General features: G+C 44.9%; 27 protein-coding genes. 12 read left to right on the top strand and 15 right to left on the bottom strand.

Annotated elements, in window-relative coordinates; genetic code table 11:
* Window positions 1-42: 42 nt before the first annotated feature.
* The 3 genes from DPO_RS16765 to DPO_RS16775 are packed head-to-tail and all read right to left on the bottom strand — an operon-like array spanning window position 43 to window position 939.
* Window positions 43-423 (bottom strand): hypothetical protein, encoded by a 381-nt coding sequence (locus tag DPO_RS16765; RefSeq protein ID WP_201765638.1) that lies wholly within the window; start codon window positions 421-423, stop codon window positions 43-45.
* On the bottom strand, window positions 420-635 hold the full coding sequence (locus tag DPO_RS16770; RefSeq protein WP_006967420.1) for a hypothetical protein: 216 nt from the start codon (window positions 633-635) through the stop codon (window positions 420-422). Before DPO_RS16770 ends, DPO_RS16765 begins: the two co-directional genes overlap by 4 nt.
* A gap of 13 nt (window positions 636-648) precedes the next feature.
* Entirely contained in the window at window positions 649-939 is a 291-nt protein-coding gene (locus DPO_RS16775; RefSeq protein WP_040012023.1) for a hypothetical protein, read from the bottom strand.
* Between the two features lie 517 nt (window positions 940-1456).
* Between DPO_RS16775 and DPO_RS16780 the strand changes: the two genes are divergently transcribed.
* Together DPO_RS16780 and DPO_RS16785 are read left to right on the top strand one after the other, a co-directional pair.
* On the top strand, window positions 1457-2113 hold the full coding sequence (locus DPO_RS16780; protein ID WP_006967425.1) for a protein-L-isoaspartate(D-aspartate) O-methyltransferase: 657 nt from the start codon (window positions 1457-1459) through the stop codon (window positions 2111-2113).
* Window positions 2106-3203, top strand: a complete 1098-nt coding sequence (locus DPO_RS16785) for a DUF368 domain-containing protein (protein ID WP_006967427.1) — start codon at window positions 2106-2108, stop codon at window positions 3201-3203. The genes DPO_RS16780 and DPO_RS16785 overlap by 8 nt, the downstream gene beginning before the upstream one ends.
* 40 nt (window positions 3204-3243) lie before the next feature.
* On the opposite strand, the gene epmA is transcribed toward DPO_RS16785, so the two are convergent.
* The 10 genes from epmA to lpxC form a co-directional block, all read right to left on the bottom strand.
* The gene (gene epmA, locus DPO_RS16790; RefSeq protein ID WP_006967429.1) at window positions 3244-4155 is read right to left on the bottom strand and encodes an EF-P lysine aminoacylase EpmA; all 912 of its coding nucleotides are present in this window, start codon (window positions 4153-4155) and stop codon (window positions 3244-3246) included.
* A gap of 12 nt (window positions 4156-4167) precedes the next feature.
* Entirely contained in the window at window positions 4168-5478 is a 1311-nt protein-coding gene (locus DPO_RS16795) for a histone deacetylase family protein (RefSeq protein WP_006967431.1), read from the bottom strand.
* Window positions 5479-5489: 11 nt separating this feature from the next.
* Window positions 5490-7163: a hydantoinase/oxoprolinase family protein gene (locus tag DPO_RS16800; protein ID WP_006967432.1), complete on the bottom strand. Its 1674-nt coding sequence runs from the start codon at window positions 7161-7163 to the stop codon at window positions 5490-5492.
* A 136-nt stretch (window positions 7164-7299) separates the two neighbouring features.
* Window positions 7300-8199, bottom strand: coding sequence for a selenium metabolism-associated LysR family transcriptional regulator (locus DPO_RS16805; RefSeq protein WP_006967433.1), 900 nt, complete (start codon window positions 8197-8199; stop codon window positions 7300-7302).
* Window positions 8200-8202: 3 nt separating this feature from the next.
* A complete protein-coding gene (gene coaD, locus DPO_RS16810) occupies window positions 8203-8751 on the bottom strand; it encodes a pantetheine-phosphate adenylyltransferase (protein WP_006967436.1) in 549 nt (182 codons plus the stop codon).
* A complete protein-coding gene (rsmD, locus tag DPO_RS16815) occupies window positions 8748-9311 on the bottom strand; it encodes a 16S rRNA (guanine(966)-N(2))-methyltransferase RsmD (protein ID WP_006967437.1) in 564 nt (187 codons plus the stop codon). Before rsmD ends, coaD begins: the two co-directional genes overlap by 4 nt.
* A 12-nt stretch (window positions 9312-9323) precedes the next feature.
* Entirely contained in the window at window positions 9324-10670 is a 1347-nt protein-coding gene (locus tag DPO_RS16820; protein WP_006967439.1) for a sigma-54-dependent transcriptional regulator, read from the bottom strand.
* A gap of 31 nt (window positions 10671-10701) precedes the next feature.
* Window positions 10702-12921 (bottom strand): sensor histidine kinase, encoded by a 2220-nt coding sequence (locus tag DPO_RS16825; RefSeq protein ID WP_006967440.1) that lies wholly within the window; start codon window positions 12919-12921, stop codon window positions 10702-10704.
* A 17-nt stretch (window positions 12922-12938) separates the two neighbouring features.
* Window positions 12939-13535, bottom strand: coding sequence for a DUF4390 domain-containing protein (locus DPO_RS16830; protein ID WP_006967442.1), 597 nt, complete (start codon window positions 13533-13535; stop codon window positions 12939-12941).
* Window positions 13532-14419 (bottom strand): UDP-3-O-acyl-N-acetylglucosamine deacetylase, encoded by an 888-nt coding sequence (lpxC, locus tag DPO_RS16835; protein WP_006967444.1) that lies wholly within the window; start codon window positions 14417-14419, stop codon window positions 13532-13534. The genes DPO_RS16830 and lpxC overlap by 4 nt, the downstream gene beginning before the upstream one ends.
* Window positions 14420-14590: 171 nt before the next feature.
* On the opposite strand from lpxC, the gene DPO_RS16840 reads away from it, so the two are divergent.
* A complete protein-coding gene (locus DPO_RS16840; protein ID WP_006967445.1) occupies window positions 14591-15727 on the top strand; it encodes a YifB family Mg chelatase-like AAA ATPase in 1137 nt (378 codons plus the stop codon).
* Here the strand turns inward: DPO_RS16840 and DPO_RS24670 are convergent.
* Window positions 15621-17252, bottom strand: a complete 1632-nt coding sequence (locus DPO_RS24670) for a recombinase family protein (protein ID WP_006967448.1) — start codon at window positions 17250-17252, stop codon at window positions 15621-15623. The two genes, DPO_RS16840 and DPO_RS24670, sit on opposite strands and share 107 nt — an antisense overlap.
* Window positions 17253-17455: 203 nt before the next feature.
* Complete coding sequence (locus tag DPO_RS16845) at window positions 17456-18262, bottom strand: hypothetical protein (protein ID WP_006967449.1); 807 nt, start codon at window positions 18260-18262, stop codon at window positions 17456-17458.
* Between the two features lie 580 nt (window positions 18263-18842).
* Here DPO_RS16845 and DPO_RS16850 point away from each other — a divergent pair.
* From DPO_RS16850 to DPO_RS16890, 9 genes are all read left to right on the top strand, one after another.
* The gene (locus DPO_RS16850; RefSeq protein WP_006967450.1) at window positions 18843-21164 is read left to right on the top strand and encodes a carboxypeptidase-like regulatory domain-containing protein; all 2322 of its coding nucleotides are present in this window, start codon (window positions 18843-18845) and stop codon (window positions 21162-21164) included.
* 354 nt (window positions 21165-21518) lie between these two features.
* Complete coding sequence (locus DPO_RS16855) at window positions 21519-22211, top strand: hypothetical protein (RefSeq protein WP_006967452.1); 693 nt, start codon at window positions 21519-21521, stop codon at window positions 22209-22211.
* Window positions 22212-22241: 30 nt separating this feature from the next.
* Complete coding sequence (locus tag DPO_RS16860; RefSeq protein ID WP_006967453.1) at window positions 22242-22733, top strand: hypothetical protein; 492 nt, start codon at window positions 22242-22244, stop codon at window positions 22731-22733.
* Window positions 22734-22764: 31 nt separating this feature from the next.
* On the top strand, window positions 22765-23622 hold the full coding sequence (locus tag DPO_RS16865; protein WP_040012024.1) for a hypothetical protein: 858 nt from the start codon (window positions 22765-22767) through the stop codon (window positions 23620-23622).
* Window positions 23623-23811: 189 nt separating this feature from the next.
* Window positions 23812-24609 carry an Lcl C-terminal domain-containing protein gene (locus DPO_RS16870; RefSeq protein ID WP_006967455.1) on the top strand — a complete coding sequence of 266 codons (798 nt, stop codon included), beginning with the start codon at window positions 23812-23814 and terminating at the stop codon, window positions 24607-24609.
* 107 nt (window positions 24610-24716) lie between these two features.
* On the top strand, window positions 24717-24983 hold the full coding sequence (locus DPO_RS16875; protein WP_006967460.1) for a hypothetical protein: 267 nt from the start codon (window positions 24717-24719) through the stop codon (window positions 24981-24983).
* Between the two features lie 171 nt (window positions 24984-25154).
* Complete coding sequence (locus tag DPO_RS16880) at window positions 25155-25448, top strand: hypothetical protein (protein ID WP_040012026.1); 294 nt, start codon at window positions 25155-25157, stop codon at window positions 25446-25448.
* Window positions 25449-25575: 127 nt separating this feature from the next.
* Complete coding sequence (locus DPO_RS16885; protein WP_006967463.1) at window positions 25576-25812, top strand: hypothetical protein; 237 nt, start codon at window positions 25576-25578, stop codon at window positions 25810-25812.
* 7 nt (window positions 25813-25819) lie between these two features.
* Window positions 25820-26359 (top strand): hypothetical protein, encoded by a 540-nt coding sequence (locus DPO_RS16890; protein WP_152427718.1) that lies wholly within the window; start codon window positions 25820-25822, stop codon window positions 26357-26359.
* The last annotated feature ends 73 nt before the right edge of the window (window positions 26360-26432 follow it).

Raw genomic sequence — 26432 nt, forward strand, 5'->3', positions numbered from 1 at the left:
CAGCGGAAAGCGTTCCCTGCTCCCTGCTCGTTCTGCTTGAAATTATTGGCCATTTTCAATCGCTTGTTTAACTATTGGAGCCACAGTTTGAAAAGCGATACCTTTTTCTTTGCAGTATTTTGATCCTAACCAATCTGATAGTTTCTTTTGACCCTTGCTCGCGTTACAACCACAGCAACATAGCGCAATGTTTTCTTTGGTTATGATCTTGGCATCATTGACAATATGTTCCCAACTGGCTGCGGATTTTTTCGATACTTTAGACGATGTGAATTCACAACCGCAATATACACAAACCTTGTCACGCTCTCGAACTACCTTCTCTAACCAATATGGGATGTTCCAATTATTTGACATTAAGTGAGTAATTCTTTTTTTAGCATAACGCCGTCTGTCCAAAGCGCTGCCATGTTGGGAGTTCATGATTCATCCATATATTCCCACATTTCATTTTGATGTAACCAGATGGGATCCGCGTTTCTTCGAATAAAATCATCCATATCCATGCCGTCGATAGTCTGTGGTCGTTTGACCCGTTTCTGTTTTCCATTGATGAAAATGGTCATATACTCTTTCCGCCGCTGATTCTTTTCAGCCTTTTCCGCTGCGGTTTGTTTTCGTTTGCGTTTTGGCATGATGGATACGGCTCTATTTTTCCCTCTGAGTTTGAATGACTTTATTTTTTGGTGATTTTCCAATACCTGATCCCCGGTGCCCCTCCTTGGCACTCTGGACAGCGCCTTTCGAACATATCGGTGCCATTTGTACCATAAACATAGCCGCAGATGATACATTCGGTTTTGTATGCATATTGCACATGATCAGTCCCTGACACGCCACAATGACCACCACACTGCTGACCATTTGGATTGAGGTAGCCGATTTCGACGGTTTCCCGCTACCATTCAGCCATTCAATTGGAATATCAGTTTTATTCATACTCATCCCTTCTCCCAACAAGTGAATGCGTAGTTCTGTATATCAGTCTCCATTCAATATCCAACTGGATAATCATACAGACTGAATTTTATCTGATCCGGCCAGAAACCATATCATTCTAAAGCTGAAGTTTTCATAACACCTTTTCCAGCAGCAGGCAACCTGCGTTTGGGAAAAGGTACTCCGGTTCCGGGTGGAGACAGGCATGTGGCGGTTTGAGGGGCCGGACAGGTCAATTTTGTATCAACGTCCAGTGGCGGGGGGTGGTTGTTGGTGGAATCCCATTTTGACGCGTTTTCTACAGGCTGTTGGGCATGCGATGCGTAAAGAACGGCAAACTGCTTGAGGACACACCTGCCCGCAGTTTTTGACGTTTAGCTTCGCTGCGCCCTACAGCCTGTAAAACGGGGCAAAGGGTGAAACCAACAACCGCCCCCCGCCACGGGTCCTTCGCAAATCACCTCACCCCTGCGGTATCTGCTTGACGCAACCCGGACATGCTGGTAAGAAGGACTGCATGAATGACGAGCCCAAAAAATTCGCCCGGTGGCGCCAGGACATGGTGGAACGCCAGATCATTGCCAGAGGCGTATCCGATCCTTTGGTCATCAAAGCCATGACCACGGTTCCCCGGCATCTGTTCGTGAGCGAAGCCATGATGGACACAGCTTATGGGGATTTTCCCCTGCCCATCGGCGAGGGTCAGACCATTTCCCAGCCCTATATTATTGCTGAAATGACCCAGAGCTTAGGCTTGAAAGGATCGGAGCGGGTCCTGGAGATCGGCACGGGTTCCGGGTATCAGGCCGCCATCCTGGCCCACATTGCTTATAAAGTCTACACCATTGAGCGGAATCCGGTTCTGTACCGCCAGACCCGGCAGCTGTTTGACCGGCTGAAAATCCACAACATCGTGACAAGGTATTCCGACGGCACCCAGGGATGGAAAGAACAAGGTCCGTTTGACGCCATCATGGTGACGGCCGGAGGCAACCAGATCCCGCCGCCGCTGGTGGAACAACTGGCCCCGGGCGGGCGTCTGGTCATGCCCGTGGGCGGGCATTTCACCCAGGATTTGATCAAACTTACCCGAACCGATACCGGCTTTCACCAGGAGAACCTGGGGGGATGCCGGTTTGTCAAACTCATCGGCCAGCACGGTTGGAATGAATAATATCAAAGATCTGCTCATGGGGGTCTGCCTGGGGGCTGCCAATATCATTCCCGGGGTTTCCGGGGGCACGTTTCTGCTGATTTTCAATATTTATGAGCGGGTATTTAACATCATCAACTGCATCTCCCGGCCGTTGCTGGTTCAGGCCGCCGGCCTGGCCGGCCGATGGCTCCGGCATCCTTTGCAGAAACACACGTTTGGGGCCGTCACCTCGTTTTGTAAAGAAAATGATTTTGCCTTTCTGTTCAAGCTGATTGCCGGCGCTATCATTGCCATTGTCGGGCTTTCCACCGTGATGAAACATTTACTGACCCATTATTTTTCCTTGACCTATGCCTTTTTTTTCGGCCTGATCCTGGTGTCGATTCTGATTCCCATCCGGCTGATCCCGCGGTTTAAAATTTATTTGCTGGGTTTTGCCTGTTTAGGCGCGGCCCTGACGGTGATGGTGTATGTTCAGGTCAATCCCTATGACCGGATGAAACACAAATCTGATTTTTATCAGACGGTTTATGAAAGCCGGATCCACGCACAAACGGACCGGCCGGACAATGGGGCGGCCCCGCCTGCATTGCCGGGGGCCGGCGCCGAGTATCTGTATGCGGCCCTGTGCGGGGCGGTTTCCATTTCCGCCATGGTGCTGCCCGGTATCAGCGGGTCCCTGGTTTTGATTCTGATGGGCGCGTATTATGATGTGCTGTCCGCCATATCGGCCCTGCCGTTTTTCCGTGTGGAGGCGATTCTGTATCTGGGATGCTTCGGCCTGGGAATCCTGGTGGGCGGGCTTTTGTTTGCAAGGCTGATCAGTTTTGTGCTCAAGGCGTATTATGATGCCACCATGGCGTTTCTGCTGGGGCTGATGCTGGGATCCCTGTGGGCATTGTGGCCGTTCAAGCAGGTGGCCGTGCTACACACCCAGTATGTCCGGGAAAACAGCATCGTGACCCGGCTGGAAGACGTGGTTGTGTACACCAATGTCAATGTGGTGCCGGCCATGGATGGTCAGGTGGGATGGGCCGTGGTCCTGTTTCTGGCCGGGTGCGGCATCATGTATGGATTTGTGCGGGTTCAGGAAACAAAGGCGGCATAACCTTCATGAAGTTACTGCTCAGCAGGAGAAGGTTTACTGCTCAGCAGGATTCAGGGGTAAACGCCACCACCTGATCAATGGACGGGGCATCAGCAAACAGCATCACCAGCCGGTCCACGCCCAAAGCAATGCCCGCACAGGAAGGCATTTCTTTCAGTTCGGACAAAAACCTGTCGGGCATCGGCAAAGGCGGCATGCCAAGGCTTTGCCGGATCCGGTTTTCCTTTTCAAACCGGTCCCGCTGGGCATGGGCATCCGTCAGTTCCGTAAACCCGTTGGCCAGTTCAATACCAGCCATATAAAATTCGCATCTTTGGGCCAGGCCGGGATTGTCCGGATGCAGGGCCGCCAGACTGGCCAGGGATTTGGGATAATCCATGAGAAAAACCGGCTGGTTTCGGCCCAGGCCGGGTTCGATCTCAAATCCCATGATGTCATCGAATCGATTGTCAGCCAGGGCCTGGTCGCAGGAGATACCGGCATGGGTTTCAAATGCCCGGTGTACGCTCAGCCGCTGAAACGGCCGGGCCAGATCCAGGGTCTCCCCCTGATAGCACAACCGGCCGGCCATGCCCAGCTCCTGAGCAATATACTGCACCAGAGACTGGCACTGGTCCATGAGATCCAGGTAGGTATCCCCGGCACCATACCATTCCAGCAGGGTCATCTCGGGCAGGTGAAATCGGCCCCGCTCGTTTTTTCTGAAACATTTGCAGATCTGGAAAATTTTTGGATATCCCCTGGCCAGCAGCCGTTTCATATACAGCTCCGGAGAGGCCATCAGAAAATGGGTTTCGGACAGGATCAAATCGATATGGGCTTCCGGAATAACGGCCGGACTCCGGACGGGTGTCTCCACTTCCAGATAGCGATGGTCATGGAAAAAACGGCGGATCAGCCGGATCACCCGGGCCCGGGTCTCAAGATTTCGGCCCTGAAGACATCGGGACATGGCGTGTGCGGCCTATTTGATGTGGTAATTGCCTTTGGGCCGGTCCATCAGAAAAACATGGTGATATTTATTTTCCACAGATTTGTCGAAAAATTCATATCCTTTTTCAATACAGGCGGGACAGGCGTTGATGGGAATGTGGACACCCAGGATGTGAAACCCCGGGGTGGCCTGGGAGTCGATTTCAAAACAGCCGCCGCAGTCTTTGCAGATCCGGACCCGTTCCTTCTGGCGTTCGAAAATATTGTCGGTATCATAGAAGATCTCTTTGTGGCGGATCTGGATCTCTCCGGGTTTCCCTGCATCCTCCCGCATCTGAAACCGCTGGGACCAGTATTTGTTGATCTGTGCCGTGGTTTTCTTGATTTTATCGGTAATGCTCACGGACTGCTTGAGTTTTTCCGGGTTGTAGTCCGGTTCCACCACCCCGGTATAGTCAATGCCGGCCATGGCCAGGATGATGCCTAAATTGACATAGGGCAATGCGCCTTCAATGGCATATCCGCCTTCCAGCACGGCAATATCGGGTTTGAGCAGGGTCGTGAGCTCGGCATACCCCTGGGCGCAGAAGTTCATGTTGGTCAATGGATCTGTGTAATGGTTGTCCTGACCGGCGGAGTTGATCACCAGATCCGGTTTGAATTCATTGAGCACCGGCAGCACGCAGTGGTTGATCACATACAGGTATCCTTCAGTGGAGGTGCCCGGCGGCAGAGGAATGTTCAGGTTGCTGCCCTTGGCATTGGGACCTCCCAGTTCTCCGGGAAATCCCGTGCCCGGAAACATGGTCCGGCCGTCCTGGTGCAGGGAGATGAACAGCACATCCGGATCATGCCAGAAAATGTTGTCCGTGCCGTCCCCGTGGTGGCAGTCGGTGTCCACGATGGCAATGCGCTTGACCCCATAGCGGCTCCGGATGTATTCCACCATGATGGCTTCGATGTTGATGTGGCAGAACCCACGGCCCCCGTGGGAGACCCGCATGGAATGATGTCCCGGCGGCCGGATCAGGGCGAATCCGTTTTTGACTTCCTTGTTCATGACGGCATCGGCAATCACCTTGGCCCCGCCCGCGCTGATGAGATGGGATTCCGTGGTGATGGCCGCTTCATCCGGGACGCAGAACTGGGCCCGCCGGATATCTTCGGCCGTGGCCAGCATGGGCTTGTATTCAATGATCCCCGGAATGTCAAAGATTCCTTCTTCGGTCACCTGATCCTGGGTGTATAACAGCCGCTCTTCCCGTTCCGGATGGGTGGGATCGATGGCCCAGTCAAAGGCGGGGAAAAATACCAGTCCGGTTTTATGCAAAGCTTTTAACATGGAATCCCTCTTCAATGTAAGACCGTTTCATAGCCTTTGATCAGGCCGGGTTTGAGTTGCATTTTGGTGCGGAAGATCTTTCCCCGGGGTGAAAAATTCCGGATGATATTGAATTTCTGGAATTCCACCACTTCCACCTCTTCCAGGTTTTCAGGATCAGCCCCGGAATTGATGGCTTTTTCCTTAAGCAGGGTGTAGGCGGTTTCCATGAGATCATCTTCTGAAAAGGTTTTGGAGATGGGCTCGGCAAAATCTTCTTCATGGGCCGTGACAATGCCTTGTTCCGTGTCCGCGTACAAAGAGACTTCACAGGTGGTCCGGGCCAGGGCCGCGCCCACGGCATTGGCCACGGGTGAGTTGGGAACGGCCAGGGTATCGATCTGATAGAGGTCTTCGATTTTTTGGGCGAAGAACGGGGCCGGTCCCCCCAGAACCAGGATTTTCTGCGGGCTCAGTTTATAGCCTTCCAGAAAATCGTGCACGGTATACACGGGCTGGGAATTGATCTGATCGATCATTTCAAAGGTTTTCTTCAAGATGATGGTACAGCAGGTTTTAAATATCTTTTCAGCAGCCTCTTCAATCGAAAGGCCCAGTTGCCGGGCAATGGTTTCAATTCCGGCGGTTGCCTTTTCCCGGTCCCCGGTATCCATGACGTTCAACACCACCATGGCGTCTGTGGGCGTGGGCAAAGGGCCTCCGAACGCCATGGCCGGTCCCTGGCGGTCCGGTCCGATGGTCAGATTGCCGTCCTTGACACGCAAGGTGCTGTCACCGCCGATCCCTTTGGAATCGGTGCGCAGAGACCGGATCAGGCTTTTGTAACTGCCCCGCTGAATCCCCACGGGTTCAAGCAATGGGGCTTTGTCCACCAGAAACGCAATGTCTGTGGTGGTTCCGCCGATATCCAGCACAATGGCATCCTGTCCCTCCGGGGCGTAAGGAATGGCTCCCATGATGCTGGCAGCCGGACCGGACAACACGGTTTGTCCGGGAAAGTGCATGGATGCCTCCAGGCTCATGGTGCCCCCATCCGCTTTTAAAATCTGGATAGGAACGGTCAACCCTTTTTCAGTCAGACTTTTTTTCACGGCCTCGAAAAACGATTTATGAAGGGAAAACACGGCAGCGTTCAGATGGGTGGTGGCGATCCGCCGGGGAAAGTTCAGGTTGCCGGATACATGGTGGCCTAAAAAGATTTTTTTAAAATATTTGTTGAGCATCCGTTTGATCAGAATTTCATGGGACGGGTTTCTGACGCAGAATTTACTGACCACGCCCACATATTCAATCCCGGCATCCACCATTTTTTTGGCGATATCCTGAATCTGCATCTCATTGACCGAAGCTTTTTCCCGTCCCCGGTGGTTGATGGATCCGGACACGGCATAATAATGCTCTCCCGTGCGGAAAAATTCCGGATCAATGCCGGGACCGGCCGACACAATCATCCCCACCGGCTCCATGGTCTGCTGGATGATGGCGTTGGTGGTCAAGGTGGTGGAAATGACCGCACGCTCAATCTGAGAGGGATCAATGGATTCAAGCAGCTGAGTGAACCCCGAAAGAACCGTACTGAAAAGATCCGCATGGTTTGTGGTAACCTTGACACTTTTTTCAACACCCTGGTTGCTCAAAAGAACCGCATATGTGTGAGTGCCGCCAACATCCAAACCTATTATCATGGCGTAATCCTGTGTCTAAAAGATTGAGTTCTGATCCTCATCCAACCAAAACATATCGCGGAAAAGCTTCTCAGAAAAATAAAGGGTTGTCAATGACCTTTTTCCCGGGTGAATTTCCAAAGTGATTCCATATGGATCAGGTTTTTGATAATTGTTGTTTGGCAAAAGTGATGAATTTTTGGCAGACAGGGGATTGGGTCCGATTTTTTGCCAGAGTCAGGTAGAAAAACCGGTTCAGCGGCAGATTGTTCACTGAAAGCGCTGCCAGCCGCCCTGCGGCAATATCGTCTGCCACGGCTGCCGTGGAAAGAATGGAAATTCCCACCTTGTTGACAATCCCCTGAATCACGGAAATGCTGGATCCCATGGTCATTTTGACGTTCAGTTGTTTGGGGTCAAACCCCGCCTCGGTGATGGTTTTACTGATGGATTGCCAGGTACCGGAACCGGGTTCTCTGGCGATGAAAGGTTCGTCGGCCAGTTCACAAAAATCGATGGCAGACCGGTGGGCCCATGAATGATCCGCCGGTATGATGAGTTTCATTTCGTCCGCCAGAAGCGTTTCCTGGGCAATGGCCGTATCCCGGGTTCGAGCCCCCACCACGCCTAAGTCCACCCGGCCGTTTTTGACATCTTCGATAATTTGATGGGTATCACCGCTGACAAGGCGGACCGATACATCCGGAAATGCTTTGAAAAAAGGCCCCATCAGTCCGGGCAGCACATATCCGGCCGGGATGGTGCTGCCGCCGATGATCAAAGGGCCTTTGGTGCAACCCATAAAATCCTGCAAAGCCGATTCCGTGGTGTCCTTGAGTGCCAGCATCTTCTGGGCATGATCAAACAGAATCCAGCCGGCCCGGGTGGGTTCTGTTTTTTTTCCCAGCCGGTCCAGAAGCCGGCATTGAAAATATTTTTCCAGTTCCTTGATATGGCTGGACACCGTGGGCTGAGACAGGTGGATGATGTCGGACGCTTTTGAAAAGCTCTGTTCCTTGACCACGGTGACAAATATTTTAAGCTGCCAGAGATCCATGACCTATCGGGAGTCCTTTTTTTCGGCCTGTGGGTGGCCGGGGGGTTCTTTCCTGGGGAATTTTTCCAGAAGTTTCAGTTTGACGGGTTCCGGGACCATATCGGAAATATCAGCCCCGAACTGGGCCGCTTCCTTGATGATGGAAGAAGAGGTAAAAATCCATCGGAATCCGGTCATCAGAAACACGGACTGCACATCTTTGTGCAGCTTTCGGTTCATCAGCGCCATCTGGAATTCGTTTTCAAAATCAGAGATGGCCCGCATGCCCCGGATGATCGCCACGGCATGTTTCATTCTGGCATAGTCCACCAGCAGCCCGTCAAAGGCATCCACTTTCAACGCGGCGTTGCCGTTAAAACTCTGCTGCATCATTTCCAGGCGCTCTTCAATGGAAAACAGGTATTTTTTGGTGGGGTTTCTGAGGATGGCCACAATCACTTCATCAAAAATTTCCAGGGCCCGCTGGATCACATCCATATGTCCATTGGTCAAAGGATCGAATGATCCGGGGTAAATGGCGATTCTGTTTTGGGGAAGCCGTTTTTTTTTCATGCAATATCCTGCGTTCTGGTTAAAAATGAAATCGTGGTTCTTGAGTATTTTTTTTGCCGGAAAATGTCAAGCCCGTTCAAAGAAGACGGAAGCATTTCATGGGCAGCGTGTTCGGCAACGATAATCCCGTTTTCAGACAAAAAAGAAGCCGGGTTTTTCTGTTCAAGGGTTTTTAACACATATCCGTTGTCATAGGGGGGGTCCAGAAAAATCAGGTCAAACTGTCGGCAGACAATGGCGGCATGGGTCCCGGGAGAAAACAGATCCTGCCGGACCACGGTGGCCTGTGCCGGGAATCCGCATCGATGAATATTTTGCCGGATAATATCGCAGGCAGTCTCAGACCGGTCCACAAAAACGGTATGGGCCGCCCCCCGGCTTAACGCCTCCAGGCCTAAGGCCCCGGTGCCGGCAAACAGATCCAGCACCTGGGCGTGTCTGACCTTCGGACCTAAGATGTTGAACAGTGTCTCTTTGATCCGGTCCGATGTGGGACGGATATCCGGGCCTTTGAGGGGGGTGAGTTTTCTGCCTCGGCAGATGCCGCTGATAATTCTCATGATGGAAATGAATCAGGTCAGTTTCTTTTTGATATAACGGGTGCTGGTGCCCAGGGTTTTGGCGGCCAGGGTAATATCTCCATCCACCTGGGCCACCTTGTGCCGGACATATTCTTTTTCAAAAGCGGTTCGGGCCTGTTCCAGATTGTCCGGGGCAAACAGCTCCCCCGGACTGTTTGCGGCATCGATCGTGTCCCCGGAGTGGTATGGGTGCGGCAGGTGCGTCACATCGATGAGATCTTCCTGAACCATGATGGACAACCGTTCCATCAGATTTTTCAGTTCCCGGACATTTCCCGGCCAGGCATAGCGGACCAGCAGATCCAGGGCCGGTTTGGACATGGTTTTTTTAGGCGTTGCAGACTGCCCGGCCAGTTTATCCAGAAATGTATCCACCAGCATGGGGATATCCTGGTTTCGTTCCCGCAGCGGCGGCACATGGATGGGGATGACATTCAACCGGAAATACAGCTCCTGTCTGAAACGGCCCTTTTCAATCTCTGTGGTGAGATCCTTGTTGGTGGACGCGATGATCCGGACATCCATATGAAGGACCCGGCTGCTGCCGATACGTTGAAAGGTCTTGGATTCCAGTGCCCTCAGAATCTTTGCCTGGGTGTTGATGTTCATGTCACCGATTTCATCCAGAAACAGGGTCCCGCCGGCTGCCAGTTCGAATTTGCCCATATTTTTGGAGGCGGCATGGCCTAATGCCCCTTTTTCATGGCCGAACAGTTCGCTGTCTAAAGTTTCTTCCGGAATGGCCGCGCAATTGATGATAATAAAAGGTTCTTCCGGCCGCCGGCTGAACTGATGAATGGTTCGGGCCACCATTTCTTTGCCCGTCCCGTTCTCACCCGTGATCAGGATGGCCGCGTCCGTAGGCGCGGCGGCCATGATTTCCCGGTGCAGGGCTTGAACGGCCGGACTGGTACCGGTAATTGAATTTTTTTCAATGGTTTTTTTCCGCAGATACAGGTTTTCTTCTTCCAGTTTTCTGAAATTCAAGGCATTGTTGATGGTAACCATGACTTTGTCGATGGACAAAGGTTTTTCCAGAAAATCATAGGCCCCGGACTTGGTGGCTTCCACTGCGGATTCAATGGAACCGTGGCCGGTAATCATCACCACCGGGATATTGGGAAATTTCTGTTTGATCTCCCGCAACGTTTCAATGCCGTCCATCCCCGGCATCCAGATATCGAGCAGCACGATATCCGGGGATTCGGTTTCGATTTTCTTCAGGGCCTCATATCCGTTAAAGGCATGGATGACCTCAAACCCGTCATCGGACAGGATTCCTGATAAGGATTCGATGATAGTGATTTCGTCATCAACGATCAGAACAGCCGGATACATGATATTGGGTTCCTTTCTTTACACTGGTTATTCAGGCCAAAGGCAGCTCAATGATAAATTTTGCGCCTGTCGGCTGGTTGTCCTGAACCCGGATCACCCCGTTATGGTCTGAAATAATGGAATTGACAATGGCAAGCCCCAGGCCCATGCCGGATTTTTTGGTGGAAAAATAGGGTTCAAACATTTTGGTTTTCTCCATATCGGTAATTCCTTTGCCATCGTCTGCAATTTCGATCCGGACCATTTTTAAGATCGGATCAAAAGAGACATCAATGACAATGGTGCCTTGTTTGTTCATGGCGGATACGGCATTGTCGATCAGGTTGATAAATGCCTGTTTCATGTGCTGGTGATCCAGTTTCAAATACGGCAGGTTATCGTCGAACCGGGTATCAATCGTGATATTTTCCAGCCCTTCCCTGTACAGGTCAATGGTTTCTAAAATAATGTTTTCGATTCTTGCCCGGGTGAAATTCACATCCGGGAATTTGGCAAAGGTGGAAAACTGGTTGACCAGATTCCGGATCAGATCCACATGGGTGACAATGGTATCGGCACAACTGTCAAACACGTCGTCATTGATTTCTTTGCTGTACCGGCGTTTGAGCCGCTGGGCCGACAGTTTGATGGGGGTCAGCGGATTTTTCACTTCATGGGCAATGCGCCGGGCCACTTCCCGCCAGGCCGCCATGCGCTGGGCTTTTTCCAGTTCCGTGACATCATCAAATACCAGCACGGCACCGATATTTTTTCCCGTATCATCTTTTAAAATGCTGTAATGCAGGGAAAAATGCTTGGGTGTTCCGGAAATGGCGGCGGAAACCGGTATCTGGATATACTGCTGCCTGGAGGCGGTGCTTTGTTCATACAGTTTTTCCGCCATCAGAAGATATTCTCCGGTCAGCACCTGCCTGAAATTGCGCCCCGTGATATGCGCGCCTTTGATGGCCAGCATGGATTCAGCCGCTTTGTTGATGGTGGTGATGACACCGGTACTGTCGATGGAAACGACTCCTGCGGAAATATTTTTCAAAACGATTTCCATATACTGCCGGCTTTTTTCCAGTTCCGCATTCTGCTGTCTGAGCATTTCCCGGGAGAGTGCAATCTGTTCCCTGCCGGCGGCCAGCTGGGTGGTCATGGAATTGAACGATTTGATCAGGGTACCCAGTTCATCATCGGTTTGAAAATCAATTTTGTAGTTCAGATCCCCTGCCGTGATCCGGCGGGTGCCTTCGGCAAATTTCATGATGGGAACCGTGATGGATTTGGCCAGCTGGAATCCGAACCAGATGGCGCAGAAAATGACCAGCAGGGCCACAATGGACAGCGCGATGTAGTATGCCATCTGGGCCGGCCGTTTGGTCAGTTTCAGCTGATGATATTCTTCCATGCCGCTGAGAATGGCGGTCAGGTCTTCAGACAGGGTTTTGGAAATCAGCGTGGTGACCACGATGAACCCTTCGGCTTTGTCCAAAGACACGTTAAACGGAATCGTGGAAATTGTTCGTAAAAATTCTCCCTGGTCAAAAGTCTGGTAAATGGTGGTACTGGCCCGGTCCGGAGGGATTTTTTTGAGTTCAGCCGTGGTGAGAATCCCGAAATACAGATGCTCCAGTTCATTGGCCAGAGACAGGCTGACCCGTTTGGCATCCGGCGTATAGATTTCCACGGCATGCCGGTTGAACGCCCGCTGCACCACCTGCACATATCGTCTCAGTTCATTGTGGTTTTCATTTTTCAACAATTTTCTGGAGTCGATCTGAAAAGCGGCCCGCTTGGCAAAAAAAACGTCTTTTTCTTCAATATACGCATACAGCTGCTGCCCGACGTCCAGCGAGCTTTCCAGGGTTTGTTCCACGGGCGCGTTGAACCAGAAGGCAATGGAGTTGGAAATAAACTGGATGGAAAAGAAAAACAACACCGTGGTGGGAACCAGGGCGAGAATGACAAAGGATGTCACCAGGCGGGTTTTGAGTTTGGAACCAAATACGTTTTTTTTCTTTTCATAGTACAGTTTGGCCAGGTTCCGGAACACCAGAAGAAACAGGGTTAGCAGCAGCAGCAAATTGATGTTGATGAGAATGAACATCACCACGGTGCTGGATAAAGAGATTTCAGAACCCAGTGAGGTGATGCTGGTTTCAACCAGTGTGAGAACGGCCACGGCAGCCAGAATTATGAAAATGAAAACAAATTCTTTTTTACGCCTGGATTTTTTTTGCCCGGCCTGTTCTGAAGCATTTGTCATGGGTGAATTTAAAAAGGCTAATAAGTAAAATTGATGACGTACCAGTCGGTTTCAACATCCCAGAAAGACACGAAATAAAAAACATAGCGCAGTGCAAAGGGAAGGGTCACACGGGTTAGTTGAGATTTGATCCGGATCTGATATTTTTCACCTTTTACCAGGTCCGTCAGCGGGGCAACGACCAGGTTGTCGATTCGGGTCATCCAGTCTCTGGCTTCATCAAAGGATTCTGTCACAAGCGGTTTTTTTTCTTTCCAGGGCTGTGACACGGTATATTCCTGTTTTAAAGAATTGTATTTAATGGTGGACTGGATATCGATTTCAGTGATTTTTTTATCCAGCCAGGATCCGCCGGTCTTATACAAAGAAATATGAAACAAAAAAGGGGTGAGAATGCCGTTTTCAATCCGCTGGATGATTTTCGGCGAAAATGCGTTTTCCACCTCAAAATAGATGAGCAGGTCATCCCGGGTATTGGCCAGTTTGATATCCGTTAAAACCGGATGGTCTTTGTCCTTTGCCAGGGTGAGGGCCGGTGTCAGAAACTGCACCAGAAAAATGCCGGTCAGAAACAGACAGATCCATGTTTTATGGGGCAAACGTGTGATATTCATACGCAGGTCTGCCCCCGGGATACGGGTCCGGTTTCCCAGGCATCTTTGGTGTCCAGCAGTTTTTGAATAAACATGTGATTCAAGGTGTGACCTGATTTGTGGGAAATGATATGTCCCTGTATGGGCATTCCCAATAAAGCAAAATCACCCAGACTGTCCAGCAGCTTGTGCCGGACAAATTCATCCGGGTACCGCAGTCCTTCTGAATTTAAAATCCGATCCTTGTCGATCACAATGGCATTGTCCAGACTGCCGCCCTTGCCCAGGCTGAATCTTTTGAGCAACTCCAGGTCCTGGATGAATCCAAAGGTTCTGGCATGGCTGATTTCTTTTTCAAAATCATTCTGGATCCGATCAAAAGTGATGCGCTGTCTGCCGATGAGCGAATGGTCAAATTCAATGGAACAGGTGATTTTAAACCCCGGGGCCGGCCGCACTTCCACAAATTTGTCATCCTCCTGAATCCGGATGGGGCTTTTAATGATCATGACATGTCTGGGCAGATCCTGGGGCACGATACCGGCCGCAGCAAATGCCCGGGTGAACTCTTTCGCGCTGCCGTCCATGATGGGCATTTCGTATTCATCCATTTCCACCAGGGCATTGTCGATCCCAAGACCCGCAAAGCTGGCCATGAGATGTTCAATGGTGGAGACAATGGCCCCGTTGACGCCCAAAACCGTGGCCAGACTGGTATCCACCACCCGTTTGAACAGGGCCGGAATATCCTGGGTTCCGGGCAGATCCACCCGTCTAAACTTGATCCCGTGATTTTCTCTGGCCGGTTTGACCATGATATGATTTTTTTTTCCTGAATGAACCCCTGTTCCGGACAGGGCCACGTTTTTTGCCAGGGTCTGCTGCCTGAACGTTGTATGCTTCATATATATTTTGACTGTGTTAGTTTAACATTTTAATGTGAAAGTTCTTAAGTTTATACTTGATTTTAATATATATGGCAAAACAAATAAGAATTTTCTTTGGTTCAAGGGTAAATTCTGGTAAACACAAAAAATATAAAATAAACCCGCGTGCAACATTCTGAAGGGGATCCCGTGATTGCTAAAACAAGTTCCTGTTCCATTAACGGCATTGATGCCTTTGTGGTGGATGTGGAGGCCGATATTTCCATGGGACTGCCCGTGTTCCAGATCGTCGGCCTGGCCGAAGCTTCGGTCCGGGAGAGCAAGGAACGGGTCCGGGCTGCGGTGAACAATTCCGGGTACAGTTTTCCCATGGACCGGGTGATCGTGAATCTGGCACCGGCGGATGTGCAGAAAACCGGCTCCGGGCTGGACCTGCCCGTGGCCATGGCTGTTCTCGGGGCATCGGGACTGGTCCCGCCCGATGGGATGGCATCATATCTGCTGTCCGGAGAATTGTCGCTGGACGGCCGGATCAAACCCGTGCGCGGGATTCTGCCCGTGGCGCTCACGGCCCGGGAAAAAGGATTCAAAGGGTTGCTGGTGCCGGCGGACAATGCCGAAGAAGCCGGCATGGTGGACGGTCTTGATATCCTGCCCGTCTCCCGGTTGTCCCAGGTGGTTGAATATTTTTCCGGACATGAGAACATCGTTCCGTTTGTCCGGGATGACCGTCATGCGCCTCAGTCTGCTTTACTGGACGGGATCGGGGATCTGTCCGATGTCCAGGGCCAGTCCCATGCCAAACGGGCGTTAGAGATCGCTGCGGCCGGCAGCCATCATTTTCTGATGACCGGCCCCCCCGGATCCGGCAAGAGCATGCTGGCCAAACGGTTGACCACGATTCTGCCTGCGTTGACCTTTGAAGAGATTCTGGAAGTGGCCCGGGTATATTCCGTGGTGGGCGGGCTGGAAATCTGGAAAAAAGAATCCGGACAACGGCCGTTTCGATCGCCCCATCATACCATTTCAGATGCCGGCATGGTGGGCGGCGGTTCCCGGCCCATGCCCGGAGAGATCAGCCTGGCTCATCACGGGGTGCTGTTCATGGATGAACTGCCCGAGTTTAAACGAAACGTGCTGGAGGTGCTGCGGCAGCCGTTGGAAGACGGCCGGGTGACCATTGCAAGGGCCGGCATCAAAGCGGTGTTTCCCTGTCAGTTCATGCTGGTGGCCGCCATGAATCCCTGTCCATTAGCGTCAGATTCGCTACGTCAATATAGGTATCCATTGTTATCTCTTCTTTTGTTGCAGTTATTTCTTTTATAATTGAACGTAAGCGCATAACTTTGCCTTGTTCAGTCAGATTTTCCCATTTGTAGCCAAACGAACAGATTTCATCAAAAGAAATTTCAAGATTGGTGATGGCAGATTCCTTTGATTTAATGGAATTTTGCAGTTTGTATTTTGCGTCCTTTAATTTATTTAATTCCTTTTTGATTATTCTGTGTCTTGTTAAAAAATCTTCATCATCGATAACGCCATCTTCAAGTTTTATCAACAGAGTGTTTAATTTCTCTTGATGTTTATTAATGTTAGAGTTGATATCGTTAATCTCATCAGTGTTATTTTTTGATTCTTTGGCATTTGACTTTATCATCTCAATCATTTTTTCTTTGTCTGACAAGAAAGTTTGATTTTGTGATAGATCCATAAGTGTTTGAACAATGAAATCTTCAAGTTCATTTGCTGGCAAGCTTAAACCTTCACAGGCAGTTTTTCCTTTCTGAAGTCGATTCGTGCATTTGTAATATGAGTATGATTTTTTATTTTCTTTCTTTTTAAATGTATGCCCTGACATTCTTCCATTGCATTTCCCACAATTAAGAAGGCCTGAAAGTAAATATATCCTTCCTTTCTTTACAGGCTTCCGGCTAATTTGGGAAAGTTGGCCTTGCACTTTATCAAAGATTTCATCAGAAATAATTGCCTCGTGTTCACCATCTACAATAGTCCAGGAGTCTTTTTCTTGAGGAATCAATTTTCCATTAACGGAGGTTTTTCGTTTACCGTAGCTAATTTTTCCGACATAAATAGGGGAACGTAAAATTCTATGTACAGTTGATTGTGCCCACAAGCAATTGTTTCTTGTTTTGATCCCACGATTGTTTAGGCTTATTGCAGTTTCTCGGACACTATTCTTTTCTAAAAAATTATTAAACATCCATTTAATAATCTCGGTCTCTTCAGGATATGGATATAGTTTATTAGGCTCAGGGCAAAGTTCGCTTGCTTTGCTGAATGCTAAATTTTCAGCAACATTATTTGATTTGAGTCTTTTGAAAAGGAATGCTTGAGTTGTATATCCATATGGGATTATGCCTCCATTCCATTTTCCTTTTGTGGCTCTATGGTGCATATCTGTTGAGACTCTTTCAGCAGTCATCTCTCTTTCGAGTTGTGCTAAAATGCCTAAAAGATGTTGCATGAATCTACCCATAGCGCTTGAGGTATCAATGCTTTCTGACACGGAAATAAATTTCACATCAAATTTTTCAAAAAAATCAACGAGATTTATCAAATCTTTTATAGAACGGGTTATTCGATCAAGTTTTGTAACAATGACATAGTTGATTTTATCAGCTTTTATGGCATCCATCAATTGACCAAGAGATGGTCGATCCGTATTTTTTGCACTACAACCAGCATCTTTGAATATCTTGTAATTTGAATATCCTTGCGCTTTGCAGTATGAAATAAGTCTTTCTTGCTGTGTTGTTAGAGAGTCTCTATCAACCTGATTCATTGTCGATACTCTAATGTATATACCAGCTGTTTTATTAGGATTTTTCATATATATTGCCTTTGTTGACTTTGTGTCCCATAAGCTTTAATAAATCATAACATAGAGTCGATTCTTATTAAAGAATTATGAAATTTTCTTGATTTGTCCGTTTCTTCATACCTTTTCTTGACTGCGCCCCCCTTTAAAAATACAAAAGCCCCTTGAGAACAATTCTCAAAAGGCCTATTGATTGTTACCACTACCGGACTGCTTTAAGATTTAAGAACGCTTATCTTCTTAATTATGGAACCTTTCAGACGTTTTCTTGATGTTATTATGTGTTGTTGAATAGCAGTGTTTTGATCGGGGGATATGAAAGATTTTTTAATCCCATCCAACGTCACATCAGATTTTTTGGAATCATTAAAATATCTTCGCAAATGAACACACCCATAGTCAAGGTATTGATCAGCACCAATGCTATCTTTGGGTTCATCCCCTGTGAAGAAAACGTATCCATAAGAAAGGGATGGATATATAGCACCAATGAAAACAGGATTATCCGCTATTATATACGTTTGGATAAATTTGGCATTTATGTTTTTTCCACAATCAATCTCGTACAGTTTAAGCAAAGACGATAGTCCCATACGCCTGAAAATCTGACGAATTTCGAGTCCAAGAACAGCTACGAAGGATTCACCTTTTTTAAAATTCCCTGATACGAGATAATTGAACCCAGCAGAAATTTTAGTTTTATTGATAACTACGGAGACTTCAAATACATATGGCTGAAAATTGCAATTTTTATTGGACATATAATGCAAATTAACATAGGTTTCTTTTAAGGTAACAGTTGGATCAATAGGTTCATTGAATTGATAGCTCCAAAACTCATGCTCTTGTGTTTTGATTGCAGACCAGTCTATCAAATATGAATATCCGTCTTGTAACTTAGCGAATGGAATTAAGTTGACTTGGACCGTGGGAAGCTGTTTTAAGTCGAACTTTTTCTTGATTTTCTCCTCGCATTCCAACTTTTTAGCTTCCATAAGCTGTTTTTTCGGCGCATATTGCATAATATCTCCTTATTTAATGTTATTAATCCCGAACACAAAAACACTATTACAAATGATAATTCAAAAATGTTATATTATTATAACATTTTTTGAAAATGTTGTCAATAACTACCTGAAATAATAGGATAAATAGTCTGATGTGTAATATGTAAAATTATTGATTTGATATTAGATGACTGAGGCAGCAGTATTTGTAAAATCATTAAAACTACTGAGTTTTTGGGGTCTAATTTCAGAAGCCCATGGGTAGCTTCTTGGCATTAATGAGATTAATCTTTTTTCAAGATGTATGGGGAGGTCTCCATCAAAAATCGAATGATATGAAAGTTATAGTTGTATTCAGAAAGAATCAATGATATCGAGACTATGGTTGAGAATTCATGGAATATAGGATTGTTGCAATTAACTTGAGGTTTGATGGATAGCTATCAATCTCTAACCCTTCGATTTAGAAAGTCATGTATTAGGTATTTTTGCTTATAGCGATCAGGAATTTTCTCTGAGTGACTGCTTGGATTTTTTTGATACCTGCTGGGCAAGACCCTGAATTAGTCCAAATCATTTAAGAAAGGGGACTGTAATGAAAAAAAATTACTTGGCAACGCTTTCTATTTTTATTTTATTAGCATTGATAGCCGGTTGTGGTAAAAACTCCGGCCTCGAAGGTAAAATAGTTGACAACAAAGGCAATCCAATGGCTAATGTTAAAATTTTGGCAAAACAGACATTACCAGTCAAGGGTTATGAAAAATTTGAGGTTGTAACTGACTCGGATGGTGTTTTCAAACTTGAAAAACTATTTCCTACATCAGAATACGTTTTGTTACCATTATTTGATGATTGGTCTTTTTCTCCTCAAAGAATATTAAAATACATTCCAAATAAATTAACAGCGCATTTTAGTCAAGATGGCTGGGCAACAGAAGATAAACTCAAAATAATGAGTGGTCCTGTAAGGGAAAACATTGTTTTACAATCTCCGATAATAATTTTGCCTGCAATTGCTAAACTCGAAGGTAAAATAGTTGACAACAAAGGCAATCCAATGGCTAATGTTAAAATTTTGGCAAAACAGACATTACCAGTCAAGGGTTATGAAAAATTTGAGGTTGTAACTGACTCGGATGGTGTTTTCAAACTTGAAAAACTATTTCCTACATCAGAATACGTTTTGTTACCATTATTTGATGATTGGTCTTCCGAGCCTCAACGCGTCCTTAAATACGAACCGACTAATTTAACCACACATTTTAACAAAGACGGTTGGACTACAGAAGATAAATTGCGAATATCGACAGGAACCGAACAACAAAAAATTTTATTGGGATCTCCAATAACCATTCTGCCTGTCACTCCGATTCCTGAATTCCATGGTATATATGCTTTAGACAATGGGAATCTAACTGAACTTGGTGAGAAAATACCTGAAAAAGACCGTCGTAATTTTAACGAAGATTTATCAATCATTATTTCTAATAATATTATTGATAAAACTCAAAAAAATTTGGAGGAAATAATTTCTATTAATGAGCGTTCGTATATTCGATGCGAAGTAGAACAAGTGTATAATAGAAAAGGTGGTGAACGGATACAATTAAATATTCACCAGTTGGGCAAATATAAACTAAATAATAGTGTCGAATTTAGAATTAAACCTGTAAAAAACAATCCTGAAATGATTATTATCGTTCCAAAAATACCATTTGAACCAGGACTTTATTCTTTAACTTTTAATGAGGATTCATATTTTTTTGGTATTCGAATCGGCGACGTTCTTGAATCTGATACACCCCTAAACAATTGTGTTGATTTGTTCTATTCCAGTATTGACAAAGATACATTAAAAAAGTCATTTGATTGGGGTACTTTTGCAAGTCAAACATTTGATAGCAAAGGAAGAACTACTTCAGGAAATTTAATTGTTGAATCCTCATATAAACCATGCAACATTCTAAACAAAAATGTCGCGTTTTGGAAATCGGAATCCTCTAAACTGATAGAGGATAATCAGTGGGTGACAGCGATAAAATTTCTTCAATATGCTCTTGCTGCAACTCCTAATGATGAAAAAATCATTAATCTCCTGAATGAATCACAAAAATTTTATGCTGAAAAGCTTCGGATTGAAGAGAAACAAAGACAAGATGAAATGAAAGCGAAAATTACCAAAGACCGCCCCATAATTATTTCAATTTTATCAAATGGTAAATCCTACTTTGGAAAGGAGATAACTGAAAACTCAAAAATATATCCATTTAGAATTCATTTCACATCTTACAATTCGGGTCATTTTGAAGGAGAAATGGATTATTACGCCAAAAGCGATAGAGCAATTCTTAAATTTGAAGGCCAACTGATTGACAATAAAATAACCATCAAACATACTGGCACCATAAGGAAAGGGAAATCTGCACCGTTATTTATATACAAACTAAACTTAAATAATAATCAAATATCTGGCTATTACCACAAAATTGGTAGAAGTGTTAAAAATAATTCAAAAGTAGTAATTGATATAAGTGAAGAAGGAAGAATAGAACAAGAAAAAAGATATACATTATTGGAAAATTCTATAACGCCATCAAAAACGATTTTAATAGAAGAATATTATTACCAACCCTTTAAAGGAACGGTAACTCTAACAGATGTTAACTACAAAATAAATTATAAATTATGGGGTTCCATTAAAGAAGAAGAAATATTTTTCTACAAAATCAATCTGATTGAAAAATCAAAACATTTATATGGACCTTCAATAGAAGTTACAGATAAAAATAATAGAAAGCACGAAATAAAATTTCGAAGAGAAAATGAATCTGGAAGAGACACTTTCTACGACAAGTTAATGGACTCATTTAAAGTTTGGAAAAAGGAATATTCTGATATCATAGATAAATTATAGTCCTACTTAGTGGCTGACCGGAAACCCCGTTTTTAAAGTTTTCCGGTGCTGATGCCTGACCTAATTTTAATTGATGTTCCTCTTGCTATTACAAACCGGGGAAGTGCTTCCATACCTGTTGTTTTTAAAAGGTGTTGAAATTAATGGTAAAAAAAGTATAAAAATTATTTAAACTTCAATAAAGAAGAAGATTTATAAACCAGAAAAAAAATGAAAGATTTCGACACCATTTGTCAGAGATTTGTTAATGAAATGGCATCTTGAATTGTATAGAAATAGTGTTTTTTCGGGAAGGTTAGGCGGAGAGAAATTTTTTCTATTCTAACACCATTCTACAAGGAGGTGATAACAATTATGAAATTCAGTATATCTACTTACAAATTCTTATTTGTTATTTTATTAAGTCTATTCGCGCTCAATATTATAGGTTGCACAAAAAAAATTGCCGGAATACCCCTTGAAGACTGGAATCAGTTGAGTGAAGACGAGCGTGAAATAGTATTGAGAGGTTATAATGAAAGACAAAAAATTATTGCAGAGGAAAGACTTGTTAAAGCAAAACTTCAAGCAGAGGCGCAGGCAGATAAATTGTTCGTGGAGAGAAAGGAGGCTATAGCAAATCAAAAGAAAGTGGCACACATATACGCAGGAGAAGGAATCTACGGTGACCTGCTTCAAGTTACTGTAGAAGGCGGACAGTTATATTTTTATGGAAAATTTAAAAATTATCAACCACTCTCTTTCAGGATAGCTAACGGTGAGAGCAAACAGGTATCCTTTGTAAATCAGACTGGCAATGGCATATATCAAGAAATTAATGTTTGGATGGCATATAAAGATGGAAATTTCATCTTCGATTGTGGAGAAAAGGAATGGACGGAAAAATATGGAAGAAAGTTTTCTTTTAGTCTTGGGAAAAAACGGATTACCGAGTATCAACATGTCACTTTGAGTAAATATTCAGATTCAAAAGCTATAGATATAAATATTTCTATAGAGGTAATTCCGTTTGATAAAATGCACCGTATTATAATACAGAAAGAATAATTTAATTCAGCAAATTAAAGGAGATTAAAAATGTTTAAGAAAATCTTATCAGCTTTGGTGATTTTGGCGTTTATGTTTTATGCATCAAATTTATTTGCGGAGAATCAACCTAAAAATATATACGATTCGGCCTATATTCAAATTAAATTTAACGATATGAAATTTTTGTCTGATGGTAAAATAATAATAATATTAAGTTATATTTATAAAAATAGTGAGGAATCGAAAAGCTTAGATAAATACAATATTGAATTGAATGTCGATAAGGATTCGAAACCCAATACATTCTTGATTGATAACCTTGGAAATCAGTATCAATTAATTAATGCAGAATCCTTTGAACCAAGATTACCAGTTACATATGGAACAGAAACTACCAGTGTTATGATATTTTCAAACACTCAAAAGCATGAATCAATAGAATATAGCAAATTACAATTTACCTTAGTGAGCGAACAAACAGTAAGTGAAAGTGGTACTCCATATAAAATGCATGTTGTTCTGAAATTATATCAAGATTAATAAGCCAAATAGCGGGGGGGGGCTATAAAAGATGAAAATTGTTAATTATTATAAAATTTTTATAACTACGTTTATTTTTATGATTTTAATAGCTAATAATTGTGAGTCTATAGAACTACCTGAGTTTTTTGGGGTTTATGCAAACAAAAATGGTATATTGACGGAGATGATCGAACACCCAAATAGTAGTAGGGCGATTTCCGGCATTGAAGTACTCGGTGCAGGTCTTATGGATAGTTTGTCTGGTATTTTATTTGAAGACGGAAAACTTGAATTCATTGTTTTTTTAAACAAAGTTAAAATTGGAGAGAGGGTTCCTGTAATAAAAATTGATCGAATTGTTGATGGTGAATCAAAGAAGGAGAAATATCGAGTTTCAGAAGAAAAAATAATGATGAGAGTTGCACCAATTCCGAATATTTCTTCTGATAAAGAAATATTTAGAATTGTTCCAAAAGAAAGTCTTGAGGCAGGTATCTGGGCAATAACAATTGAAAACAAATTATATGATTTTGTAATCAAAGATAAGAGTTATTCTGATTGTAAAAGGAGGGTTGTTAATTCATTCGCACAAATAAATTATATTCCATGCGACGGCGAATCAAACTCCAGTCCAAAAAATGATGAGAAAACTATTGAGGTTACATTTGTCAATGGCTATCCTAAAAATGATGTTGTTACAAAGATAAAATATCCGGTGGAAATGCAATTTCGTTTGTCACCTTCTTTTCAAAAAACTATAGAAATTCCCGCATATGTAAGAAATATAAGTCTCGATGCATATAAGATGTCAGTTTACCGTAAAAATAGTTTTTCTAAAGGAATAACAGATTTTAGTATTCCCATCAGTGGCGATACAAAAATAAACTTAAATTCTTACCTAAAATGATCTCTTTTTAAAGTGTATTGTGCGGAATATGAGTCCATAAAACTATCTTGACGTACGGTACGGTAATATATTGTTCAACTGGAAGAAACAGTTGTAATGTTGCAGCATGGAAGTATTACACAGAAGAATTGGGCTTAGATGTCCTTCTGTTTCAGGAATCATTTCCAAATTTAAAAAGGAGAAAGAGCAATGATCCAACCAAGAAATGTATTAATTCAAAGAATTATTATGGCAATAAGTTTGCTTGTTTTTATTGGCTTTATCGTTCCGGCAATGGCCTTGCCGCCTGCTATGGAAGCGGATAAACTGCTGCTGTCTGCGGAGGATAAATTGAACAAAGGTGATTATAAGGCGGCTGGTCAAGACCTGAAAAAAATCACGGTGTTAAAAATCAAGCTGCCGGTGGACTATTATTACCAGTACGGTCGCTACCTTGCCGCTACCCGTCAGGCAGTTGAGGCCAAGAGAAATCTGGAGACATACCTCGATAAAGCCGGGGAAAAGGGCCAATTTTATAGCGCTGCCTTGAAAGTGTACAGTGAGGTAGAGGCAAATGAAAAACGGTGGGCAAAGGAAATAGAGGCAGAGAAGAGGAGAATAGAGGCAGCGAAGAGAAGATTGGCACGTTACAAAAACAACAACGATGGCACTGTCACCGATATCAAAACCGGCCTGATGTGGGCCTCAAAAGACAATGGAAGTAATATATATTGGGACAACGCTTGCGCTTATTGTCAAAATTACAGCGGTGCTGGCCATACCGACTGGCGCATGCCCAGTCAGGATGAACTGGCAGCATTATTTGATGAAAAAGAACCTTATCACATAACACCGCTGATCAAACTCACAGGACGGGAACTTTGGGGTTCCGAAACTCGCGACTCCAAGGAGGCTGCCCGATTCAATTTCAATAGAGGCACCCGATGTTGGGCCAATAAGTATTACCGCTTGCAAGCAAGGGTCTTGCCGGTGCGCACTGGCAAATGAGCAATCCTATTTTTACTTTTGAAAACTTTTACCGGGCCTATCATAGCTAAAAATAAACGGTCGCAACAAGAAGGCTCTTGAGCTTGAGCTACATGCTGAGGAAAAAAATGCTCAAACTGACAATTGCGAAAACTGCCGTAAATTTGCGGGATCGTATTATTCATTTTTACTGGTTCGCTATCATGAACCTCAGTGAGAACCTCTTTTTATTCATGACAGATATGTTTGCCGGAAAGGAAAAGGAACTCATTCAGCGAAAAAAGGTGACCTCTTTCCCGCTCAGCAATAATTATCCAAACAAAAATATTCACGGCCGTCAAAAAACAATGGATACCATTTCAATGCTTGACTTTGGAACATGCTCTTTCATATAAAAGATCCAAAAAAAGTTTACTCAGCCTGGCCATAAATAAAATCACCGGGCAGCATAGAACACAGAAGCCAGCTTGAAAGGCCCCATGATGCCAGATTTACACAAACTAAACAGGTTCATCATCCGGGTGGGACGTATCCATATAGGCCATAAGGAATTATCCGGCCAATCAATGGATTACCGGAAGGCCGGGCTTGCGTTGATCGAGCAGGGCGTATATGACACCCTGTGCTCCCTGGACCCTGATTTAATTCCCTGGGACATTCTGGATCAGGTGGAGGTCTTCTTTCATTACCTGGATCGGCACGTCACCGATGACATTGGCTTCAGTAATTATGAAACGGATGCTATTCCAGACCGAGCATTGGATCTGCCTGCCGGGATTCTTGATTTTCTGGATGATTTTTTGTTGGTAGCAGATGCCCAGGCACACCGGTTTGAGGGTTCTACTGCGTATTATGCATAGCAGAGCCAAACAACCTTGACTGGATAATAGATTGGGATATCATGGTTTTAAATGTAGCCGGCCGGAGTGCCAGCAAAAGCACCGGACTTCTATGACCAGGTGAAAGACATAATCAAAAAGGGGATTCATGGCTGATAAAGTTTCAAAAGAACAGGTGTATGCCATGTTGGGCAAACGGCTTGCTGGAGAATTGAAAGAGCATACCGGGCATATCGATGGCGTATACTGGCCTTCCTGGGACAAAGATGAAAAGGTGTGGGTGGCTCATCCGCCTGGAAATCACGATTGTATCGGAGCAAGCCGTACCATTGTTATATCCCAGAAGACCGGTGAAGTTCTTGCAGATAGGATGGTAGGAGAATAAACAGTAAGTGCATTGGATGGCAATGAACCCACTCTTAAAATTTGAAAAATATGAGATACCAATCATAGCAAGGCGGTATCAGTATCAATTTAGTGAGACTGAACTGATTGATATGAAGGATCAGGTTTCCCACCGTGGATATCTTACCAAAGGACAGCTGATAAAAATTGCATTTTGGAAAGCACCTCGAAGTTCAAAGCATGCGATCAAAAACTCGGAAGAATATGTATCTGAGATCACTCGACTTGCCTTTAAGTCCCAAAATGAAAGAGTGCGGATCGAAGTTTTGAATTTACTGGACGGAGTTTCCTGGCCCACAGCATCAGTGATTTTACACCTGTTTCATACTGACCCATATCCAATAATAGACTTCCGGGCTCTTTGGTCAGTTTCCCTTGAAGTGCCAAAACAATACACTTTTGATTTTTGGTGGACGTATGTTAATTTTTGCCGTCTTTTGGCAAACAAAACCGGTGTTGATATGAGAACTCTGGATAGAGCATTATGGCAATACTCGAAGGAGAATCAAACCACAAAGATACAATAAAATATTGTAGCCAATGGATTAAAATATCATATGAATAAAATCTACACCCCGGACCAGACCACAGAAATAGCCT

It is taken from the genome of Desulfotignum phosphitoxidans DSM 13687 (genome assembly GCF_000350545.1).
Lineage (GTDB): Bacteria > Desulfobacterota > Desulfobacteria > Desulfobacterales > Desulfobacteraceae > Desulfotignum > Desulfotignum phosphitoxidans.

What these genes read in the sequence shown, in the direction of transcription:
- DPO_RS16765 (WP_201765638.1), bottom strand. Translation starts at nt 423, where the DNA reads ATGAACTCCCAACATGGCAGCGCTTTGGACAGACGGCGTTATGCTAAA.
- DPO_RS16770 (WP_006967420.1), bottom strand. Translation starts at nt 635, where the DNA reads ATGCCAAAACGCAAACGAAAACAAACCGCAGCGGAAAAGGCTGAAAAG.
- DPO_RS16775 (WP_040012023.1), bottom strand. Translation starts at nt 939, where the DNA reads ATGAATAAAACTGATATTCCAATTGAATGGCTGAATGGTAGCGGGAAA.
- DPO_RS16780 (WP_006967425.1), top strand. Translation starts at nt 1,457, where the DNA reads ATGAATGACGAGCCCAAAAAATTCGCCCGGTGGCGCCAGGACATGGTG.
- DPO_RS16785 (WP_006967427.1), top strand. Translation starts at nt 2,106, where the DNA reads ATGAATAATATCAAAGATCTGCTCATGGGGGTCTGCCTGGGGGCTGCC.
- epmA (WP_006967429.1), bottom strand. Translation starts at nt 4,155, where the DNA reads ATGTCCCGATGTCTTCAGGGCCGAAATCTTGAGACCCGGGCCCGGGTG.
- DPO_RS16795 (WP_006967431.1), bottom strand. Translation starts at nt 5,478, where the DNA reads ATGTTAAAAGCTTTGCATAAAACCGGACTGGTATTTTTCCCCGCCTTT.
- DPO_RS16800 (WP_006967432.1), bottom strand. Translation starts at nt 7,163, where the DNA reads ATGATAATAGGTTTGGATGTTGGCGGCACTCACACATATGCGGTTCTT.
- DPO_RS16805 (WP_006967433.1), bottom strand. Translation starts at nt 8,199, where the DNA reads ATGGATCTCTGGCAGCTTAAAATATTTGTCACCGTGGTCAAGGAACAG.
- coaD (WP_006967436.1), bottom strand. Translation starts at nt 8,751, where the DNA reads ATGAAAAAAAAACGGCTTCCCCAAAACAGAATCGCCATTTACCCCGGA.
- rsmD (WP_006967437.1), bottom strand. Translation starts at nt 9,311, where the DNA reads ATGAGAATTATCAGCGGCATCTGCCGAGGCAGAAAACTCACCCCCCTC.
- DPO_RS16820 (WP_006967439.1), bottom strand. Translation starts at nt 10,670, where the DNA reads ATGTATCCGGCTGTTCTGATCGTTGATGACGAAATCACTATCATCGAA.
- DPO_RS16825 (WP_006967440.1), bottom strand. Translation starts at nt 12,921, where the DNA reads ATGACAAATGCTTCAGAACAGGCCGGGCAAAAAAAATCCAGGCGTAAA.
- DPO_RS16830 (WP_006967442.1), bottom strand. Translation starts at nt 13,535, where the DNA reads ATGAATATCACACGTTTGCCCCATAAAACATGGATCTGTCTGTTTCTG.
- lpxC (WP_006967444.1), bottom strand. Translation starts at nt 14,419, where the DNA reads ATGAAGCATACAACGTTCAGGCAGCAGACCCTGGCAAAAAACGTGGCC.
- DPO_RS24670 (WP_006967448.1), bottom strand. Translation starts at nt 17,252, where the DNA reads ATGAAAAATCCTAATAAAACAGCTGGTATATACATTAGAGTATCGACA.
- DPO_RS16845 (WP_006967449.1), bottom strand. Translation starts at nt 18,262, where the DNA reads ATGCAATATGCGCCGAAAAAACAGCTTATGGAAGCTAAAAAGTTGGAA.
- DPO_RS16850 (WP_006967450.1), top strand. Translation starts at nt 18,843, where the DNA reads ATGAAAAAAAATTACTTGGCAACGCTTTCTATTTTTATTTTATTAGCA.
- DPO_RS16855 (WP_006967452.1), top strand. Translation starts at nt 21,519, where the DNA reads ATGAAATTCAGTATATCTACTTACAAATTCTTATTTGTTATTTTATTA.
- DPO_RS16860 (WP_006967453.1), top strand. Translation starts at nt 22,242, where the DNA reads ATGTTTAAGAAAATCTTATCAGCTTTGGTGATTTTGGCGTTTATGTTT.
- DPO_RS16865 (WP_040012024.1), top strand. Translation starts at nt 22,765, where the DNA reads ATGAAAATTGTTAATTATTATAAAATTTTTATAACTACGTTTATTTTT.
- DPO_RS16870 (WP_006967455.1), top strand. Translation starts at nt 23,812, where the DNA reads ATGATCCAACCAAGAAATGTATTAATTCAAAGAATTATTATGGCAATA.
- DPO_RS16875 (WP_006967460.1), top strand. Translation starts at nt 24,717, where the DNA reads ATGCTCAAACTGACAATTGCGAAAACTGCCGTAAATTTGCGGGATCGT.
- DPO_RS16880 (WP_040012026.1), top strand. Translation starts at nt 25,155, where the DNA reads ATGGATTACCGGAAGGCCGGGCTTGCGTTGATCGAGCAGGGCGTATAT.
- DPO_RS16885 (WP_006967463.1), top strand. Translation starts at nt 25,576, where the DNA reads ATGGCTGATAAAGTTTCAAAAGAACAGGTGTATGCCATGTTGGGCAAA.